The organism is Vibrio tarriae (assembly GCF_002216685.1).
Taxonomy (GTDB): Bacteria; Pseudomonadota; Gammaproteobacteria; order Enterobacterales; family Vibrionaceae; genus Vibrio; species Vibrio tarriae.
On the sequence record NZ_CP022352.1, the window covers coordinates 827,207 to 844,668 of the forward strand.

Below are 17,462 nucleotides of genomic sequence, written 5' to 3' on the forward strand. Positions count from 1 at the left end.
TATGGCTAACAAGATAGAACATTTGGAAATCATTGCCGACGAGATTGAACGCCATATTGGTGGCTTCGAGAATGTCGCGACTTTAACCAACTGCATGACAAGGGTTCGCCTTGCGCTTAAAGATCGCAGCCAGTTCAATATGCAAGCGCTGCGTGAAGTTGATGGCATTAAAGGCGTGGTAGATGCGGGCGAGCAGTATCAAATTATTGTGGGCATGGGTACGGCAGCGAAGGTAACGGGTGTGCTGCAAAAGAGAATGTCAGGCAGTGGTGTAAAGGCTCAAACCAGTGCGCCTGCAGCCGCTCAGCCATTCTCGGTTCGCCGTGCGCTGAACACCTTAGCCGCGATTTTTGTTCCAACGATTCCCGCGTTGATCGGCTGTGGCTTGGTTTTGGGTATCGTCAATATTTTTAAACTGGTATCGCCAGAGTTTGTGGCGGCTTACCCCGAAATTTTTGACCTGTTCACAGTGGTGGGTAAAGCGGTATTTGCCGTGTTGTCGGTGATGATCGGGATGAACACCGCGAAAGAGCTGCACGCTTCACCCGCGATTGGCGCAGTGATGGCGGCGATTTTAGCCGCGCCGGGGCTGGCCAATATTCAACTGTTTGGAAATACTTTAGTACCGGGCGGCGGTGGCATGTTTGCCGTATTACTGGTGTGTGTGTTTTCATCCAAATTTGAACTCTGGTTTCGCAGTCACTGTAAGGAAAGCCTTGATTTGATTCTCACGCCAACCCTAACAATTCTGGTTTCCTCTGCGGTTGCGTTGCTGGTGCTACAGCCGATTGCACACAGCATCAATGTTTGGTTAGGCAATCTGGTTTCTGTTGCACTGCTTAATGAGTCAGCGGGTTCTGTTGCTGTTGGTGGTGTGCTTGGGGGCGGTTTCTTGTTCCTACTGTTAACTGGCTTGCACCAAGGACTTATCCCCATTCACGCGCAAATTCTAGAAACGTTTGGCCTTAATTATCTGTTCCCTATTTTGGCGATGGGCGGTATGGGTCAAGTGGGTGCGGCGGCCTATGTGTTCTTGAAAACCAAAAACGAGCGCTTAAAGAAAACCATCACCGGTGCTTTACCTGTAGGGATTCTGGGTGTGGGCGAACCGCTGTTGTTCGGTGTTTCGCTACCGCTTGGAAAAACCTTTATCGCAGGCTGTATCGGCGGTTTTGCAGGAGGCGCTATGATGGCGGCTTTTAAAGTGGGGATCATCATTCCATTTGGTACGGCTGGTCTATCGTTAATCCCACTCGTGGGTGAAGGGCAAATTCCTTCTTTCTTGTTTGCGGTGTTGGCTGCATGGGTGGTGGGTTTTATTGCCTCTATGTTGCTTGGCTTCACTGAGCCAGTCGAAAAAAATCAGTAGAATCGGTAGTATCTGGCCGTCACCGCGCTAATGGGTGGCGGCTTTTTGAGTTAACAAGGATCTTCGATGGATAAACTCATCAACAAGGTAAAAACGTTAGTACATTCGAGTAATCAAAATGAGCAAAAGCTCTCGCAATTGATTGTTGAACGACAGTTCGATTTATCGGAGTTGAGCGCAACGAAAGTCGGCGCGCTGCTTGGGATCAGTGATTCGTCAGTGATTCGTTACGCGAAAAGTCTCGGTTGTAGTGGTTTTCCTGATCTGAAGTTAAAACTCGCCGCCCAAGCGCCACAAGTTATGGCGCGTAGTGCTCAATCTGTCTATGCCAGCATTGAGACAGGTGATTCCACGGCGCAGATTATTGAAAAAGCCAAACATCTGTTTGTTTCGACTATCGAACAATCGATTGGTCTGATGGATGCGGAATCGGTAGAGCAGTGCGCGCAGCAACTGCTCAAGGCTAACAAGATTGCGTTGGCGGGGATTGGCGCTTCGGCGATCGTCGCGGCAGATATCAATCACAAGCTGATCCGTGCGGGTTTTAACGTACAGTTTAATCAGGATTATCACATTCAAATTGTGCAAGCTTCACTGCTCAAAGCGGATGATGTGCTGTTGGTGGTTTCTGCGCGGGGGAATACCCAAGAAGTGTTGACCGCAATTGAACGTGCTAAACAAAACGGCGCGCAAGTGATTGCTTTAACGCGCTATGGGCGCGATAAAGTGGCGCAACTGGCGGATTATGTGATCCCTTACAGTTACACCGAAGAGCATTCTCAATTAGGCATGGTGACACCACAACTTCTGCAAATGGCGGCTTTTGATATCGTCTTTTTCAAACTTATTACTTTGACAGATTCGTTCAGCATGCACACCGCACTGAGCTCGATTCAGCATATACAACAGTGATTGCAGATTAAGGTTTTTCACAATGAAGATGGGTAAAGATCCGGATTATCGTTTTTCGCTGGCGAATGAACGGACGTTTTTGGCTTGGATACGTACAGCATTGGCCTTTCTTGCTACTGCGGTGGGGGTAGATCTGCTCAGCGCAACGCACGATTCGACGATATTAAGCCACAGCCAGTGGCTAACGCCGGCATTGGCGGGCGTTGCATTTGCTACGGCCGTGTGGGCATTTCTGCGTTGGTACCAAAACGAGAAAGCGATGCGGCTTGAAGGGCCGTTTAAATACAGCAAAAGCCTGATGGTGATGACCGGTGTGGTCATTGCTTTCGCTATGTTGATTGGGTTTTGGGCATTATGAGTGGGATGAAAACTGAGGTAGAGCGCGACCCCGGTTTACAGCGTGAAAGAACGCAACTGGCGTGGACTCGCAGTTCGTTAGCACTAACGGCAGGTATGCTATTGCTGATCAAAATCGGGCTGTTTTCTGCATTGCAACTGGCGCTCGCCTTGTTGGGGTTATGGTTGTTACTCCAGCAAATTCTAAAGCGTAAAAATGAAATCGCGACTCAGAGTCGAGTGTTTCACCGTGCAATGCTATTGCGAAATTTATGGATAAGTGGTGCGGTGGCGATATGTGCACTTTGGGTATGTTTAGACCGGATAATCTGAACAACAAACCTAATAAACCGGAAGGCTAAGGAGACGGTGGCTTTTGAAGCGCTATTCTTTCGACGCCAATTGGGCAAACTTGCTGTAGCTACTGACGCGGCCATTGATGTATTCAATGCCGCAGTGCACTGGTTGAGGTTGGTGGCCGACAATTTGGTATTCGACAATAAACTCGCCACTGATCACTTTGACGAACAAGAAGCCATCCATCACTTTCCACAAACCATGCAGTGCTTTGTCGCTGAACATGTCTTTCTCAATCAAGGTGCCGTTGGGTTTAAAGGTCAGCAGTGATGAAAAACCATCGGCGTTGACCTTAATCCACGCGTGTTGATGCACTTCATAACTGAGAATTTTGCGCCGTGTTTTGATCCACTCTTCAAATTCTTGCTGTTGTGCCGGGCTCAGTTGCGGCAGGGCTTCTAATTCAAGTAGGGTGTGGTGCTTTTCGTACCAAAACAACTGAAGGTGGAGTAATTTCATGCTAACCGGTTGGAATTTCAAACAAACAGCCGCCACTGTGCGTCAAGGTGGGGATGAAGTCAACCATGAAGATGTGCTTGAAAAAGTGCGGTAGAGCGGGGGAAACCTACCGCACATTCCCTTTTCGGGAAGTGCCGCGTTGCGCGGCTCAGGAGCTTAAAGATGAGGGAACAAGCGAGGGAGTTCGGCGCGATCACAAGCTTGGTTTAATCGACGCTGCGCGGTGTGAATATGCTGTTGCCACTGTTCATCGTGCGCCCACATTTCAATCACTAACGGCACCACGCAATCCAGTGCTTTTAAGCGGCAGAACAGTCCATCAAAGTCGACGTCCCCTTCGCCAATCACTAAATCACGAAACTGTCCGGCGTACTGTTCGCTCACCTTGTAAGTGTCCTTGAGGTGGATCTGAGTGATGTGAGGTTTGCTTAACGAGAGCTCGGTCAGCAAGTCATAATTCCAGCCTGAGATGTTGCCAACGTCTGGATACGCCGTAAAAAAGGGCGATTGGATCTGCCGATTCAGCACTTCAAATTTACTCAGCGCATTGAGATAAGGGGTATCCATTATCTCAACGGCTAACATCACGCCAGCGCGCTCAGCTAAACGGGCGGCGTGTTGCATGCCCTCAATAAAACGCTGATGAGTGGCTGAGTTGGCGGGCTCGTAATAGACGTCATACCCCGCCAATTGGATGGTGCGAATACCCAGTTTGTAGGCGAGGGTAATCGCCTTTTGCATAATTTTCAGTGCCTCATCGCGCAGCGCGGGATCGGCCGAGCCAAACGGAAACTTGCGATGAGCGCTAAGGCACATGGATTGCAGCGGCACGCCATACTCCTCACAAAGGCGGCGCAATGAATAAATGGTGGCATCATCCCAATCGAGGCGGCTGCGGCGCTCGTCACTTTCATCCACCGAGATCTCCAGAAAATCGAAGCCGAGCTCTTTGGTGCAGGCCAGTTTTTCCTCCCAACTTAAGTGATTGGGCAGTGCTTTTTCATACAAGCCAACGCGGTGGCGCAGTAAATGTTGATACATGATGGGCTCCCGTTATGGCCAGAAACGGTCGATTTGCTCACGCAGAGCCGCCGCGGTTTGTTGGCCTTCGGCGCCTGCTAATGCACGTCCGGCAATAAAGGTTTTGGTTTTGATCCCTTCAAACAGGTAAATATCTTCTGGTACGATGCCGCCGGTTATCGAAAGCTCAATGCCTAGCGCAGAGAGCTGGCGCATTTTGTCGAGATCGTCCGTTGTCCAACCAATCCCTGCCAATTCCGCATCGCGTGAGCGGTGGTAAATGGCTTGAGTGATGCCTAAATCGACCCACGCTTTAGCATCTTGCATCGTCCAGTTGCCATAAATCTCGATTTGGATTTCGCCATTCAGCTCATCCGCCACTTTTTTACACGCGGCAATGGTCGCGATGTGCGCGGCGGCTGAGACGGTGATCCAATCGGCCCCCGCTGCAAATGCCATGCGCGAGAGAATGGCTCCGCCATCGGTGGTTTTCATGTCACACACCAGAATATGATCCGGATTGTTGTGGCGCAGAGTCGACACCGCTTTCATTCCTTCCGCGAAAGCCAAAATGGTGCCAACTTCAATTACATCGACGTAACTGGCGACATTACTCGCTACGGCCACGGCATCGGTTAGGTTGGTTTGGTCGAGGGCGATTTGAATCATTGGTTTGGTCATACTGTTTATCCTTGAATATGTTCACGTATCAGTTGGGCAAGCCCAGCGTGGTTGTTATCGGTTGAGCAAAGGCTGCGCGCGTAAGATTTCACGGTGTCATCGGCATTGGCCATCGCCACGCCGTGGCCGGCATAGCGCAGCATGGAGATGTCATTGTGGTTATCGCCAATCGCCATCACATGGTTGGCGGCGTAGCCAAGCTGAGCAACGTATTGCGCAAGGCGCAGACCTTTGCTGTTGCCTTTGGCGGCAAAATCAATGCGGTTGGACCAAGAGCGTTCACCATTAAAACGGGTATTCACCCACGGATGCTCTAGGAGTCGTTCGACCGAGCTTGGCAAACCTTCGACGACAAATTTCCATACAAACTCAGAGTCACGCGCAGTTTGGTGAAAGGAGTCAATCGCATAAATTTGCGGTGGATGAGTGAGAGAGGCCGCTTGCGCCCATTTTTCCAATGCTTGCATGTACGCGATGGGGCTGCGCTGCGAGTAAGTCATTGCATCTTTGATGTACATCACCAGCTTGAGCTGAAACTCTTGGGCCAGATCGATAAAGATCAGTGCATCTTGTTTGTCGATCGCATTGTGCTCCAGCACCGTTTCGCTTGCGTAGTCATACACATACGTGCCGTTGCAACAGATGATGGGCGTGGTCAGACCCAGTTCATCGTAGTAAGGGCGCGCAGCGGTGTGATGACGACCCGTGACGATCAGCACATGGCAATGCTGCTGAGCCGCGCGAATCGCGTCTTTGACTTGTGGATGGATGGTGTGATCGTCACTGAGCACAGTGCCATCAAGATCCAAGGCGAGCACTTTATACATAGCGATTACCTCTGGCCGTAGTAAGCGTTCGCGCCGTGTTTGCGCAGGTAGTGTTTATCGGACAATTCGGGCTGAATTTTGATGCCGCTATTGAGCGAGCGAGTGGCGAGTGCCATTGCGGAGATCTCTTCCAGCACCACGGCGTTGTGCACCGCATCTTCGGCATTTTTGCCCCAAGAGAAAGGCGCATGTCCGGCCACAATCACACTCGGTACCGCCATCGGATCGATATGACGATGACGAAACTCTTCGACGATCACTAGGCCTGTGTTTTTTTCATACTCACCAGCAATTTCGCTGTGCGAAAGCTTACGCGTGCAGGGAATGTCGCCGTAAAAGTAATCAGCATGGGTTGTCCCGAGCGCGGGAATATCAATGCCCGCTTGAGCCCAAATCGTGGCGCTGCGCGAATGGGTATGCACTACGCCGCCGACGTCGGGAAAGGCGCGGTAGAGTTCAATATGGGTTGCGGTATCGCTCGATGGGTTCAATTTGCCTTCCACCACTTTGCCCGAGAGGTCGACAATCACCATATCTTCGGCGCGCATCGCATCGTATTCCACGCCGCTCGGTTTAATCGCCAGTACGCCGAGTTCGCGGTCAATTTCCGACACATTGCCCCAGGTAAAAGTGACTAAACCGTATTTGGGCAATTTGAGATTGGCGTTGAATACGCGCTGTTTCAGTTCGCTGTACATACTCCCTCCTACGCGGTGTGCGCAAATGCGGGTTGTGCAGTCGCTTGGGGTGAGAGTGCTTGGTCAATCACCGCATACACTTGCTGTTTATCGCGGCAGCGGCGCAGCTTATCCAGATCCACTCCGGTGTCGCTGTTTTCATCATCCAGCACTTGCGTCACTTCCATCAGTCCTTCCATATGCTCATCCGAAGAGCTGCCCGCTAAGGTAATCAGCACATCCACTGGCTCATCTTCGCCTTCGAAATAGATCGGCTCTTGTAAGGTCACCAGTGCAAAAGCGGTTCTCAATACGCCGTTTTCAGGGCGCGCATGGGGCAGAGCAAGATTAGGAGCGATGCAGATGTAGGGGCCGAGCTGCTCGACACTGGCGATGATCGCCTCGTGATAAGCTGGCGTGATTGCGCCTGAGGCAATCAACATATCGGTGCCAATTTTGATCGCTTCACGCCAGTTATTGGCTTTGGCTTGCAGTTGGATTGAGTTGTTTTCGATTAAGGATTGTTTGAGTCCCATGGTTCTATCTCCAGAGTAGAGCTGATCAAACCAGCTTCTTATTGTCGTAGGGGGCGGTAGGCAACCAGAGCGGTGCGGCTACCCACCGCCTGCCGAGCTAGCGAATTTTCACAAAATGGTTATGGATGATGTCGAGCAGTTCATTGCCAAACGAGTTTGGGTTAAGCATGTTCTGCACCCCGAGCACAAACTTGCCTTCGCCCGGTTCCATCTCGGCAGAGAGGTGTTTCGAGGAGACAATGATGTCGGTGGTCGCGAGTTTGGATTTGTAATCAGACACCGCGCAAGAATCCATCACGTGTGGAATGCCTTTTTGCTCCAGATACTTGCCGATTTTCATCTTCATCATCATCGATGAACCTTGGCCGTTACCGCACACTGCCAGAATGCTCACTGGACGAGTGCCTTGCGCGGCTTGTAGAGCTTGTTCAACCGCTTCAATCACTTCCGGCTCGTCACTGACCGTGATGTTGCCTTGCGCATCTTCTTCGGCGCGTAACTGTTTGGAGGCAAAGAACATGTAGACCAACGCCAGGGCAACCAGTACGAAGAAGAAGAGTTTCGAGGCGGACAAACCTTGCATAATCGGTGGGAAGACCAAAGCCCAGTCGGCCATGCCCATCCAGCCACTGAATTCGGTGCCTTGCTGGGTGAAGAGGTGAATTGCCCATGCCGAGCCGAGCACTTCGATAATGCCCATCACAAAACAGATCTTCATCACCGCTTTCCAACCGCCGAAATGGTTCGCAAAGACGCCAATCGTTGCGTTGGAGAAGAACATAGGAATGAAGCCGGGGATGATCATGATTGGCGCATTAAACGCCAGCATGGCTAAGACTGCTGCAAACTGGCCGAGTGCGCCCCACATAAAACCAAACACCATGGCATTGGGGGAGAATGCGTAGATCGCCGCACAGTCAATCGCGAGCACAGCATTAGGAATAACGCGCTCGGAGATGCCTTTGAACGCTTCGGACAGCTCGGCGACAAACATACGCACACCGGCCACAATCACTTGGATCGCGACGGCAAACTTAAGGCCCGTTTCGAGGATGTAGATAGTCCAGTGAGTGGAGCCCGCCATCTCTTGCAGATTATCCAGACCAAAAGAGAGCAGAATGATGCCGAAGAACACCGTCATCACAATCGCGGTGGCAGCGATGCTGTCGTGGAAAATATGCAGCCATTTAGGCAGTTGCAGGTGATCAACACTGTCTTTTTTATCCCCCAGTTTGGGAGCAATTTTGGTGGCGATCCATGAAGCGACTTGCTGTTGGTGGCCGATGGAGAAACCCGCGCCGCCAGTGACTTCTTCGGTCGGTTTGAACATGATGTTAGAAGAGATGCCCCAGTAGAGCGCCATCAATACCGCCGAATAAATGATGGTTTCCCACATGCCAGCGCCGAGCACAAAGTAGAACACCGCAATCAAACCCGCTTGCTGGAACATGATGTGTCCAGTCAGCATGATGGTACGAATGCCGGTGTAGCGGCGAAACAGCACCAACAGAATGTTGATCGCCAGTGCTAGCAGCACGGCGTACCCGACCCATGAATAGTTATCGCCCATGGTTTCCATGGTGGCCATCATCGAGGTGTAGGGGTCAATCACTGATCCGGTTAAACCGTGGTATAGCGACAGCTTTTCAATCACAGGTTTAAAGCCGGCGACCAGTGTGCCTGCGCCCACTTGTACCAGCATAAAACCGACAATGGTTTTGATTGAACCTTTAATGATGGTTGTCGCATCGCGTCTTAGCAGCCAATAGCCGATTAAGGTGACTAGCCCTAGCAGCAAAGGGGCTTTGGTCATTACTTGGCTGTAAAAAATATAGAAAACGTCGTACAAGAACTCCATATCTCTACCCTTAGTTGTTTTGATGTAGGAAGAGTGATTTTTGGTAGTGCGTAAAATCGCTCCTTTTGCTCACAGAATAGACTTTAACAATCAAAAGTAATCATTCAATGCTCATTTGTGATTATTTTGATTTTTATCAATTTTGGCAAAAAATAAACCACACAAATGATAGGTAGATCACTTATGATTAATTAAATTATTTAAATTCAATCACTTATATTTGATTGTGATAAATGTATGATTTCTATGTGCAGAAAGTTTGACAAGTCTATGGGTGATTATTAGAATCAAATTCAATCAAGATTAATCACCAAGTAATCACTAAGTCGACATTCGGTGAGTTTTTTCTCAGTTAGGTGATGGTATGAATGAAGTCCAACGACATAACGGTATTTTGACTCTGCTTGAAGAGAATCAAGCGATTAACGTTTCGCACATTATTGAGCGCTTTAATGTCTCTCCGGCCACGGCGCGGCGCGATATCGCCAAGCTTGATGAGCTAGGTAAACTGCGCAAAGTGCGTAATGGGGCAGAGCGGATTGAAACGAAAAAAAGAAAATGGTCACCGCTCAATATCAACAGCACAGAGCATTATGAAGAGAAATCGCTGATTGCCTTGAAAGCGGCGGAGCTGTGTCAACCGGGCGATAGCGTGGTAATCAACTGTGGTTCGACCGCCTTTTTGCTGGGTCAGCAGTTGTGTGGCGAAAACGTGCAGATAGTGACCAACTATTTTCCTTTGGCGAGCTATCTGATCAATGAAGATCATGACGATGTGATCATCATTGGCGGGCAATACAATCGAGCGCAAAGCATTTTCCTTAATCCTGCGCCGGATTCACTCGGTAGTTACGCAGGAAACTGGATGTTTACCTCTGGCAAAGGGCTGACTGAAGCGGGATTGTATAAAACTGATATGCTCACGGCGGTTGCTGAACAGCAGATGCTGGAGCAGATCGATAAGCTAGTTGTAGTGGTGGACAGCTCAAAAGTCGGGCAGCGTACCGGCATGCTGTTTTGCCCTACCAGCAAAATTGACATCGTCATCACAGGTAAAAATGCGGATGCACAAGTGGTTAAGGCCCTTGAGGCGCAAGGAACGCAAGTCATTTTAGTGTAGCGTTTCACTCACTTTTACCAAATTAAAATAACCAACCCAACCGCCAGTGCCAATCCTCAGGATTTAGGCGCTTGGCTCCCTACATCCAAAATTTATCTTAACGTTGTGAAACAAGAGGTGTTGTTATGAGTAAAGTGAATGAAATCACTCGCGAATCCTGGATTTTGAGTACGTTCCCTGAGTGGGGAACTTGGCTAAATGAAGAGATTGAACAAACGGTTGTGGAGCCAAATACCTTTTCGATGTGGTGGCTAGGCTGTACGGGGATTTGGCTAAAGAGTGCTGGCAACACCAACCTTTCCATCGATTTTTGGTGCGGAACCGGTAAAAAAACGCAGAAAAACCGCTTGATGAATACCCAGCATCAGATGATGCGTATGGGCGGTGTGGAAGCGTTGCAACCGAACTTGCGTACCTCGATTTTCCCACTCGATCCGTTTGCGATTAAAGAGATTGATGCGGTGCTGGCTTCGCACGATCACGCTGACCACATTGACGTTAACGTTGCTGCAGCGGTGCTGCAAAACTGCGGCGAGCACGTAAAATTCATTGGCCCACAAGCCTGTGTTGATTTGTGGCTAGGATGGGGTGTACCGCAGGAGCGCTGCATTGTGGCAAAAGTCGGTGATGTGCTTGAAATCGGCGATGTTAAGATTCGCGTGCTGGATTCGTTCGACCGCACCGCGTTAGTGACCTTGCCAAAAGGCGTATCGTCTTACGACAAAGCGATTTTGGATGGTATGGATGAGCGAGCCGTCAACTACTTGATCGAAACCTCTGGTGGCTCTGTGTACCACTCTGGCGATTCACACTACTCAAACTACTATGCGAAACACGGTAACGATTACCAGATTGATGTGGCGCTGCTGTCGTACGGTGAGAACCCACGCGGAGTGACCGATAAAATGACCTCTTCGGATGTATTGCGCGCTGCAGAATCGCTCGATTGCCAAGTTGTCGTGCCATTCCACCACGATATCTGGGCGAACTTCCAAAATGATCCGCGTGAAATCGAAGTGCTGTGGAATATGAAAAAAGATCGCTTACAGTACCAATTTGCGCCGTTCTTCTGGCAAGTTGGAGGTAAATATACCTACCCAACCGATAAAGGACGCATGCATTACCAGCATTTCCGTGGCTTCCAAGATATCTTCAAAAATGAGCCAGAACTGCCTTATAAAGCCTTTTTGTAAGGATGAATGATAAAAAGCCACCATGCGTTGGTGGCTTTTTCTATGCTTGCTGCTAGTAACTTCCGCTCAGCGCGATGATTTGACTGCCATAGCCTGCCTTGATTTATCTGTCCATTGAGCCGTTTTCGCGCGCGATGGTTATTCGCTAGATCGTTATTTGCCCGATTTCTACTTAGACTGCCATTGATGGGTTTGCCCATTCGCCAATTGAGCCAATAGGCTGTGCGGCGCGATCATTTCTCCTCCTGCGAGCTTAAACGGCTGCGCGCTAAAATTCGCACTGAGAATCGAGCCATCACTAAAGCGCGTTTGTTGCACTTGGCCTTGCTTATCCAGCCAGCGAAAATCGACCAAGGCTTTATCCCACAACTGCTCATGCAAGGGCAAAAACCCTTGTTGATAGTGCTTGAGCTGCTCGATACGCGCGGAGTTTTTATGCATTTCATCGCGGCTTAAATGCACCATCGCCGGAGTGTTAAACAGCATGGCACGCAAATCACGCACGGCTTTGACATTCGAAAACTTCAAACTGTCGCTGTGCCAGTGGTGGCTACTGATCAGTTCATCATGAAACACCACTTGATAGAGCGGCACTTTGTACTCTGGGGCAAAAAGTAAGCTGCGATAAGGCTCTTTGACTTGCGCTGATTTAAAGAAAAAATCCGGCTTTTCATCGGGATACCAGTTGCCCAAATAATAAGGTGACTGCTTGTCACTCTTCATAGCTTGGTCTGTCCAGCCAAAGCCGACTGTTTCCATACCATGAGCAAACACCAGCCCTTGAGTGGTCAGGGCATTGCCATCTTCCGAGCCCAAAATCAGCGTCGGCGTGTTTGCAATATCCTGCATTCGGGTGTTAAAGGCGGCTAGCATCGCGGTTTCGTTGCTGCGCGAGCGGTAATCTTCCCGCGCCATGGCGGTGCCATCCACATCGAGAAACAGGCTGTTAAAGCGCCCGAAATGGAGAATATCTTGCACGCGCTGTTTAACGTAACCGAGTTCACAGGCGGGATTGAGATAAAAGCCGTTACCGCGAAAGCCCAGTTGTAACGTGCCATCGGCTTTTTCAATCGCGCAGTTTTCGCGCATGCGATCCGGCAGCTGCGCGGTCAGCCAACTGTCGTTGATGCCTTTTTCAATCGCGGTATTGTATGAGTCATACACGCCAATCAAATAGCCGGCTTGTTTGGCGCTATCGACCACTTGCGGCTGATAAAAAGCTGGCATCCAGTTATCAAGACCTAGCCAGAGTTTGCTTAATCCTGCTTGCTGAAGGGTGCTGATCATGGGTTGCGCTAACCCTTGTCCCCATTGATCGCTTGGTTTGAGGTATGCGCCAGCGTGTTCAGTCAGCCACGTTCTGCGCTGCTGCGTGGCTTGGTACTGCGCTTGAATGGACGATGGGTCGGCGCTGAACTTTTGGTTCAAGGCTTGGTTTATCTCTCCGACCAGCAATTTTTTCTGATACTGATTAAGCCAGTCTTGGCCTTTTTTTAGGCTCGCCAGTTCCTTTTGTAATTCTGGTGAAGGGGTAAACTCAGAGCGACAAAACCAATCGCGCAACCCCCACCAATCCACCACATCTTGCACTGCGATTAAATCACGCCCGAACAGATAGACGTGGCTTGCGCCAATCATTTTTTCGATCTGCGGATTTGCCTTGCGTTTTTCCGCAAGTGAAACACGCAGCCCCGCGGCATCGCGCCAGTCGCGATAGGCTTTGGCTCCGGCCAGCATCTCATCGCCCACGGTGATGCGCACGCTAAAAGGCTCACTTTGGTTCAGCGGGGTAAACCAGTGCTCCGCTTGTAAGTCCAACTTATTTTGCTGCTCACTAAAGTGCAGCTGGTTATTGGTGGCGTTGAGCAGTTGATAGCTGATGAAGTGTTCGCCCTGCTGCGCGCTCCAGAACGGCATTTTGAGATCTTGCGTGGTATTGGCACCCGAATGATTGTCTATCAAATAACGTGTCCAAGTCGGGTTATCGGTTGGCACTCGCGTTCCTTCGTCAAACGGCAGTAAAAGCGTTTGGGTCGATGCTTCACTGAGATCAAACCAGCGCAGTGCTTTAGGAGCTTGGCGTTCAATCTCACGAGCACTTGGCCAGCGAAAATCGATGTTCAACCCTTGTTGTAACTGTGCAGACACTTGCACGCCACTTGGCTTAAGTGTCCATGTGGCTTGCTCGGCGCTTTGGGTTAATTGCGTTGCCTGTTGTGTCTGCCCGTCAATCTGTAGGCAGCCTTGGTTGATAGCGAAAGTTTGTGAGTCTTGCTTGAGGCTGATGGCCAGTGTGTCGGGGTCAATCTGCCAGTGCTGATCGCCCTGTTTTAAGGTCAACGCAAAGCTCGGCGCGCTCACCAGCAGCAGTAGCCCCAGTGAGGAAAAGGTTAATTTCATATCGGTCTCCTATCGTGTAACCCAGATATTTAACCTCGTCCATCGATAGGTTTTGTCACCAGTATGTCTTTCCCTCTTTTGCCTGAACTTAGTCAATGGGTATCGTCAGGCGCTGCATTTGCTCCACGCGAATGGTGCCTTGGTATTCACTTTGGATAACGCTGAGGCTACGCCAGCGCGCTTGAGAAGGGGCTATGGGTGGGGCAGGATGCTGATCACGGTTGACGGTTTGTGAGTGCAGCAGGGTAAAGTTTTGATCAAAAAATTGCCAACGAGCCAGTGACGATGCGCAGCCCGAAGGCGTGGCGGGGAAGCGGATAATGAGATCGGCCGCGCTGGATTGTTCAATCCACGGTGTGCTGGAAGGGGCCGAAATCAGCAGCGCCATGCGCTGCTCGCCCAGCGTGAGCCAATAGACACCTGCGGCATACGGCGAAAGCAGATCGCGACTTTCCACTTCGGCGTAATCGGCAGGCGCAAGCTCTGCTGCTAACAAGGTTGCACCTTGCGCAGAAGCCAGACGCACCGCCAGCGGCTGGCTGAGGTTTTCGGCGCTCAGCCTCACTTGGTAGCCTTGGAAGGTCTGATTGAACTTATGAATAAAAGTCACCGCAATCGCGAGATCGTTAGGCGATGTGCTTGGAAGTGCTTGTCCGCATTGGGTTTGACTGAGAATGGCCTCTTTAATTGGTTGCCAAAAAGGCTCGGCTACGGGCGTGGTAGACAGTGTGTGGATGAGCTCGTGCCACGCTTGCGTGGGATGCCCCTCAACCAATAGCTGGTAACTGCTTTGCAGCGGTGTGGTGCGAAACCAAGCATGGGTGGGGCTTGGCGGCGTTTCCGCTATCGCGGCGCCGCTTAGTAATGCGCTGAGTATGCCAAGTCGCGCAATGTGATTGCGAAAAGAGGCGCAGATCATACGGAGGCTCCTTTGAGGCGATAACCCACGCCGCGCAGGGTCTCGATATCCAGTTGTGGCAGTTTTTGTCGCAAATGCAAAATGTGGTTATCCACGGTGCGCGTGGTTGGGAAATATTGATAACCCCAAATAAGATTGAGCAGCTCATCACGGTGATAAACGCGCCCCGGATTTTGCAGTAGCATCAGCAGCAGTTGAAACTCTTTCGGTTTGAGCTCAACCGGTGTTTGGTTATTGAGTACAGAGCGATTGGCCACATCGACCACAATATCCGCGTAGCTGAGTAAGCTACTGCCGAGCGGGCGCAGCTGCGCTTCGATGCGTGCCAGCAACTCTTGGTGGGAAAAGGGCTTGAGCACATAATCTTTCGCGCCCGCTTTGAGCCCTTCAATTCGTTGCTCCACTTCAATTTTGGCGGTCAGTACGATCACCGGCAGGGCTTTAAGCATCAACCAGTGCGGCAGATGTTTCAGGCTGTCACCATCGTGTAATTGCCGATCCAAAATCACCAGATCGGTACTGAACCAGTGCTTTTCGACCTGTTGGCTCTGCGTTACCCACTCGCATGCATAACCATGGTCATGCAGATAATCGCGCAGACCTTGGCCGAGTAAGGTGTCATCTTCAATCAGCAAAATACGCTTCATAGCGGCAGCTCCAAAATACAACGGGTTGGATGACGACGGATAACCAGTTTGCCGCCCATTTGGGTGATGAGTTTTCGCACCAACTGTAAGCCAACGCCCATGTTATCTGTGTTTGGGCGAGAGTGAGTGTCTTGATGCCTCGAAAGTCGTTTACGCAGACGTTGGTAGAAAGAGGGAAATTCACCGCAATCTTCCACTTCAATGCGCAGCGTTTGTGCAACCACACTCACCGTCAGGCGAATGGGCGGCACGCCATGCTGCTTGGCATTGCTGAGTAAGTTGGTGACGCACAGCCCAAGCCAGTAATAAGGTAGTGCCAGTATTGAGTCGTGTTTGAGATGAAGCTCAACCTCAAAGCCCTCGATACAATGCTCGATGAAGTCACTCAACTGCGCTGGATGGCGCGCCATGCTGTCGTGGCTTGGGCTCAAGTAGTGGCGGCTGGTTTCGCTCAGTTGTGCTAGCCGCTGATGATCGGCCATTAATCGCCATAAGCTCTCTTGCGCCTTGGGAGATAACTCATCAAATTGGTTGCGTAGTGATTCGACGGTAAACCCTAAACTGGTGATGGGCGTGCGCAGTTCGTGAGTCAGCAGTTGCAAAATAAAGCGCCGCTCGCGCCCTTCTTGATAGCGCAGCCAAAGTGAACGCAGCGCAGCGCCAAACGCAAGCAACACGCCGATAACCAAACCGCTATACAGCAGCGCATGACTGCTCACGCGCTGATTAAAGCAGAGGTTACTGTAACGATCATCGCAAGGCTTTTGCGCTTGATAAGGCTCAAGTGTGAATGGCAGTGGTGCGGTGAGTGCGCGCCACTGCACGCTCGAAAGCACATGCCAGCCCGCTTCGCTGCTGAGCCACAGCTCATCATTTGGCGCAAGATACAGGCGAAAACCGTTGAGCAGTGCATCTACCCCGGCAGCGCCCGGTCGTTGCCATAAGGCATGCAACGGATGATAGCGGCTCGCCAAGGTGAAACGTGTTGGATGCGCCGAGGCAAAGGCTGCCTGCTGCGTATCCGGTAAGTGCTCAATATAGCGATCTGCGTAGCTGCCTCCCGCCGGATGTTGCCACGCAACACGCTGAAACCATTCTGCGCCGAGCGGCGTTTGGCGACATAACGCCAACTCAAATTCGACCGCTTTCGCCAAATACGGCGAAGAAGAGTTGAGCGGCAGACACTGCTTGGCCGTGGCGGCTAAATCTGCGATGTCTTGCCACGTATATTGAGTAAAATCAGGGTATTGGCTGTGACTACTGAGCTGGGCAAACGGGTATCGATTGAGGGTTTGGCTGGTCACCAGTGGCGTGCTTTGCTGCTCAAGTGCTGCTCGATAAAAAATCGACCAACGCTGAGTTTCAGGTAGGTCAATATTGGCCAGTGCGGGCACTGCCCATAAGCTACACAGTAAGAGGCTTAACCAGCGGTGAGTCAGCAGCAACGTCATGATTTAAATACTTAGAATTGGGTTCATGCCAATAGTAGCCGCTTCATCACAAGATTTGTAATCCGAGTGTCAACAAACAGGAAAGTGCAGGGAAGTTGGCAGTAAAAAAAACATCGGGTCACACAGAGTGTCATCCATAATTTAAGCCTACCAGTAAATAGGATTTGCTATCGCCTCTAAGCATGTGGGTTTACCGCTGATCGGGGTGATCGCTTTCCCTGTTAACGATTGAGCAAGCCAACCTTCAGGATAGGACAAAGTCAATGGCGCTTGAATCCTCTCTTCATTAATCGCAGTAAATCCGACTTTGGAGTAAAAGCGAATATCGCCGTAGGTCATAACAATACTGACACCTTTTGCTTTTAACGTCTCTAATCCAAAACGGATCAGTGATTGTCCAATGCCTTGACCGTGCCACTTCGTTGCTACTGCCACTGGCGCGAGAAGATACACGTTTTCCTCATTAGGAAATGAGAGCTTAGAGAAAAGGATGCTGCCGACAACACGTTGGTGGTCATCGCATGCGACAAACACGAAAAGATCATCTTCTTGAAGGGAGTTGCTGAGAAAATCGGAGACCAGTTTTCCAATCACAGTGCCTTCTTCTGATCCTTCAGAATCAGAAAAGGTGTTTTGGAACAGGTCGATAATCTCTAGTTTTTGCTGTGATTTGTATAAAGAAAAATTCATTCTTAAGTCT

18 protein-coding genes are annotated in these 17,462 nt (G+C 50.4%); 6 read left to right on the forward strand and 12 right to left on the reverse strand.

Going from position 1 to position 17,462, the window contains the following annotated elements; all coding sequences use genetic code 11:
* Nucleotide 1 precedes the first annotated feature (1 nt).
* The 4 genes from CEQ48_RS04210 to CEQ48_RS04225 all read left to right on the forward strand — a co-directional run bounded on the left by CEQ48_RS04210 (nt 2) and on the right by CEQ48_RS04225 (nt 2,950).
* A complete protein-coding gene (locus CEQ48_RS04210) occupies nt 2-1,369 on the forward strand; it encodes a PTS transporter subunit EIIC (protein WP_089070352.1) in 1,368 nt (455 codons plus the stop codon).
* A gap of 66 nt (nt 1,370-1,435) precedes the next feature.
* On the forward strand, nt 1,436-2,281 hold the full coding sequence (locus CEQ48_RS04215; protein ID WP_089070353.1) for a MurR/RpiR family transcriptional regulator: 846 nt from the start codon (nt 1,436-1,438) through the stop codon (nt 2,279-2,281).
* A gap of 22 nt (nt 2,282-2,303) precedes the next feature.
* Nucleotides 2,304-2,639: a YidH family protein gene (locus CEQ48_RS04220; protein ID WP_089070354.1), complete on the forward strand. Its 336-nt coding sequence runs from the start codon at nt 2,304-2,306 to the stop codon at nt 2,637-2,639.
* 5 nt (nt 2,640-2,644) lie between these two features.
* Complete coding sequence (locus tag CEQ48_RS04225) at nt 2,645-2,950, forward strand: DUF202 domain-containing protein (protein WP_232477803.1); 306 nt, start codon at nt 2,645-2,647, stop codon at nt 2,948-2,950.
* A gap of 51 nt (nt 2,951-3,001) precedes the next feature.
* Here CEQ48_RS04225 and CEQ48_RS04230 read toward each other — a convergent pair whose 3' ends face one another.
* From CEQ48_RS04230 to CEQ48_RS04260, 7 genes are all read right to left on the reverse strand, one after another.
* Complete coding sequence (locus CEQ48_RS04230) at nt 3,002-3,433, reverse strand: hypothetical protein (RefSeq protein ID WP_089070355.1); 432 nt, start codon at nt 3,431-3,433, stop codon at nt 3,002-3,004.
* A gap of 156 nt (nt 3,434-3,589) precedes the next feature.
* Complete coding sequence (locus tag CEQ48_RS04235; RefSeq protein ID WP_000284305.1) at nt 3,590-4,474, reverse strand: L-ribulose-5-phosphate 3-epimerase; 885 nt, start codon at nt 4,472-4,474, stop codon at nt 3,590-3,592.
* Nucleotides 4,475-4,486: 12 nt separating this feature from the next.
* Nucleotides 4,487-5,134: a 3-keto-L-gulonate-6-phosphate decarboxylase UlaD gene (locus CEQ48_RS04240; protein ID WP_089070356.1), complete on the reverse strand. Its 648-nt coding sequence runs from the start codon at nt 5,132-5,134 to the stop codon at nt 4,487-4,489.
* A gap of 5 nt (nt 5,135-5,139) precedes the next feature.
* Entirely contained in the window at nt 5,140-5,961 is an 822-nt protein-coding gene (locus tag CEQ48_RS04245; RefSeq protein ID WP_089070357.1) for a Cof-type HAD-IIB family hydrolase, read from the reverse strand.
* Between the two features lie 5 nt (nt 5,962-5,966).
* Entirely contained in the window at nt 5,967-6,659 is a 693-nt protein-coding gene (locus CEQ48_RS04250) for an L-ribulose-5-phosphate 4-epimerase (protein WP_000286764.1), read from the reverse strand.
* An 8-nt stretch (nt 6,660-6,667) separates the two neighbouring features.
* Nucleotides 6,668-7,174, reverse strand: coding sequence for a PTS sugar transporter subunit IIA (locus tag CEQ48_RS04255; RefSeq protein ID WP_000523582.1), 507 nt, complete (start codon nt 7,172-7,174; stop codon nt 6,668-6,670).
* Nucleotides 7,175-7,271: 97 nt separating this feature from the next.
* Nucleotides 7,272-9,032: a PTS ascorbate-specific subunit IIBC gene (locus tag CEQ48_RS04260; RefSeq protein WP_089070358.1), complete on the reverse strand. Its 1,761-nt coding sequence runs from the start codon at nt 9,030-9,032 to the stop codon at nt 7,272-7,274.
* A 364-nt stretch (nt 9,033-9,396) separates the two neighbouring features.
* On the opposite strand from CEQ48_RS04260, the gene ulaR reads away from it, so the two are divergent.
* Entirely contained in the window at nt 9,397-10,152 is a 756-nt protein-coding gene (ulaR, locus tag CEQ48_RS04265; protein ID WP_089070359.1) for an HTH-type transcriptional regulator UlaR, read from the forward strand.
* Between the two features lie 125 nt (nt 10,153-10,277).
* Complete coding sequence (ulaG, locus tag CEQ48_RS04270; RefSeq protein ID WP_000049013.1) at nt 10,278-11,345, forward strand: L-ascorbate 6-phosphate lactonase; 1,068 nt, start codon at nt 10,278-10,280, stop codon at nt 11,343-11,345.
* Nucleotides 11,346-11,513: 168 nt separating this feature from the next.
* On the opposite strand, the gene CEQ48_RS04280 is transcribed toward ulaG, so the two are convergent.
* From CEQ48_RS04280 to CEQ48_RS04300, 5 genes are all read right to left on the reverse strand, one after another.
* Complete coding sequence (locus CEQ48_RS04280) at nt 11,514-13,745, reverse strand: glycoside hydrolase (protein WP_157724683.1); 2,232 nt, start codon at nt 13,743-13,745, stop codon at nt 11,514-11,516.
* An 88-nt stretch (nt 13,746-13,833) separates the two neighbouring features.
* Nucleotides 13,834-14,664 carry a DUF2861 family protein gene (locus CEQ48_RS04285; RefSeq protein ID WP_089070361.1) on the reverse strand — a complete coding sequence of 277 codons (831 nt, stop codon included), beginning with the start codon at nt 14,662-14,664 and terminating at the stop codon, nt 13,834-13,836.
* Nucleotides 14,661-15,311, reverse strand: a complete 651-nt coding sequence (locus CEQ48_RS04290; RefSeq protein ID WP_198301087.1) for a response regulator transcription factor — start codon at nt 15,309-15,311, stop codon at nt 14,661-14,663. Before CEQ48_RS04290 ends, CEQ48_RS04285 begins: the two co-directional genes overlap by 4 nt.
* Nucleotides 15,308-16,762, reverse strand: a complete 1,455-nt coding sequence (locus CEQ48_RS04295; protein ID WP_089070363.1) for an ATP-binding protein — start codon at nt 16,760-16,762, stop codon at nt 15,308-15,310. The genes CEQ48_RS04290 and CEQ48_RS04295 overlap by 4 nt, the downstream gene beginning before the upstream one ends.
* Before the next feature lie 147 nt (nt 16,763-16,909).
* A complete protein-coding gene (locus tag CEQ48_RS04300) occupies nt 16,910-17,452 on the reverse strand; it encodes a GNAT family N-acetyltransferase (protein WP_089070364.1) in 543 nt (180 codons plus the stop codon).
* Between the last annotated feature and the right edge of the window lie 10 nt (nt 17,453-17,462).

Bases quoted from the DNA above. Each gene is read 5' to 3' on its own strand.
- CEQ48_RS04255 (WP_000523582.1), bottom strand. From the start codon at position 7,174: ATGGGACTCAAACAATCCTTAATCGAAAACAACTCAATCCAACTGCAA.
- CEQ48_RS04280 (WP_157724683.1), bottom strand. From the start codon at position 13,745: ATGAAATTAACCTTTTCCTCACTGGGGCTACTGCTGCTGGTGAGCGCG.
- ulaR (WP_089070359.1), top strand. From the start codon at position 9,397: ATGAATGAAGTCCAACGACATAACGGTATTTTGACTCTGCTTGAAGAG.
- CEQ48_RS04295 (WP_089070363.1), bottom strand. From the start codon at position 16,762: ATGACGTTGCTGCTGACTCACCGCTGGTTAAGCCTCTTACTGTGTAGC.
- CEQ48_RS04240 (WP_089070356.1), bottom strand. From the start codon at position 5,134: ATGACCAAACCAATGATTCAAATCGCCCTCGACCAAACCAACCTAACC.
- CEQ48_RS04215 (WP_089070353.1), top strand. From the start codon at position 1,436: ATGGATAAACTCATCAACAAGGTAAAAACGTTAGTACATTCGAGTAAT.
- CEQ48_RS04245 (WP_089070357.1), bottom strand. From the start codon at position 5,961: ATGTATAAAGTGCTCGCCTTGGATCTTGATGGCACTGTGCTCAGTGAC.
- CEQ48_RS04290 (WP_198301087.1), bottom strand. From the start codon at position 15,311: ATGAAGCGTATTTTGCTGATTGAAGATGACACCTTACTCGGCCAAGGT.
- CEQ48_RS04230 (WP_089070355.1), bottom strand. From the start codon at position 3,433: ATGAAATTACTCCACCTTCAGTTGTTTTGGTACGAAAAGCACCACACC.
- CEQ48_RS04260 (WP_089070358.1), bottom strand. From the start codon at position 9,032: ATGGAGTTCTTGTACGACGTTTTCTATATTTTTTACAGCCAAGTAATG.
- CEQ48_RS04300 (WP_089070364.1), bottom strand. From the start codon at position 17,452: ATGAATTTTTCTTTATACAAATCACAGCAAAAACTAGAGATTATCGAC.
- CEQ48_RS04235 (WP_000284305.1), bottom strand. From the start codon at position 4,474: ATGTATCAACATTTACTGCGCCACCGCGTTGGCTTGTATGAAAAAGCA.
- ulaG (WP_000049013.1), top strand. From the start codon at position 10,278: ATGAGTAAAGTGAATGAAATCACTCGCGAATCCTGGATTTTGAGTACG.
- CEQ48_RS04220 (WP_089070354.1), top strand. From the start codon at position 2,304: ATGAAGATGGGTAAAGATCCGGATTATCGTTTTTCGCTGGCGAATGAA.
- CEQ48_RS04210 (WP_089070352.1), top strand. From the start codon at position 2: ATGGCTAACAAGATAGAACATTTGGAAATCATTGCCGACGAGATTGAA.
- CEQ48_RS04250 (WP_000286764.1), bottom strand. From the start codon at position 6,659: ATGTACAGCGAACTGAAACAGCGCGTATTCAACGCCAATCTCAAATTG.
- CEQ48_RS04285 (WP_089070361.1), bottom strand. From the start codon at position 14,664: ATGATCTGCGCCTCTTTTCGCAATCACATTGCGCGACTTGGCATACTC.
- CEQ48_RS04225 (WP_232477803.1), top strand. From the start codon at position 2,645: ATGAAAACTGAGGTAGAGCGCGACCCCGGTTTACAGCGTGAAAGAACG.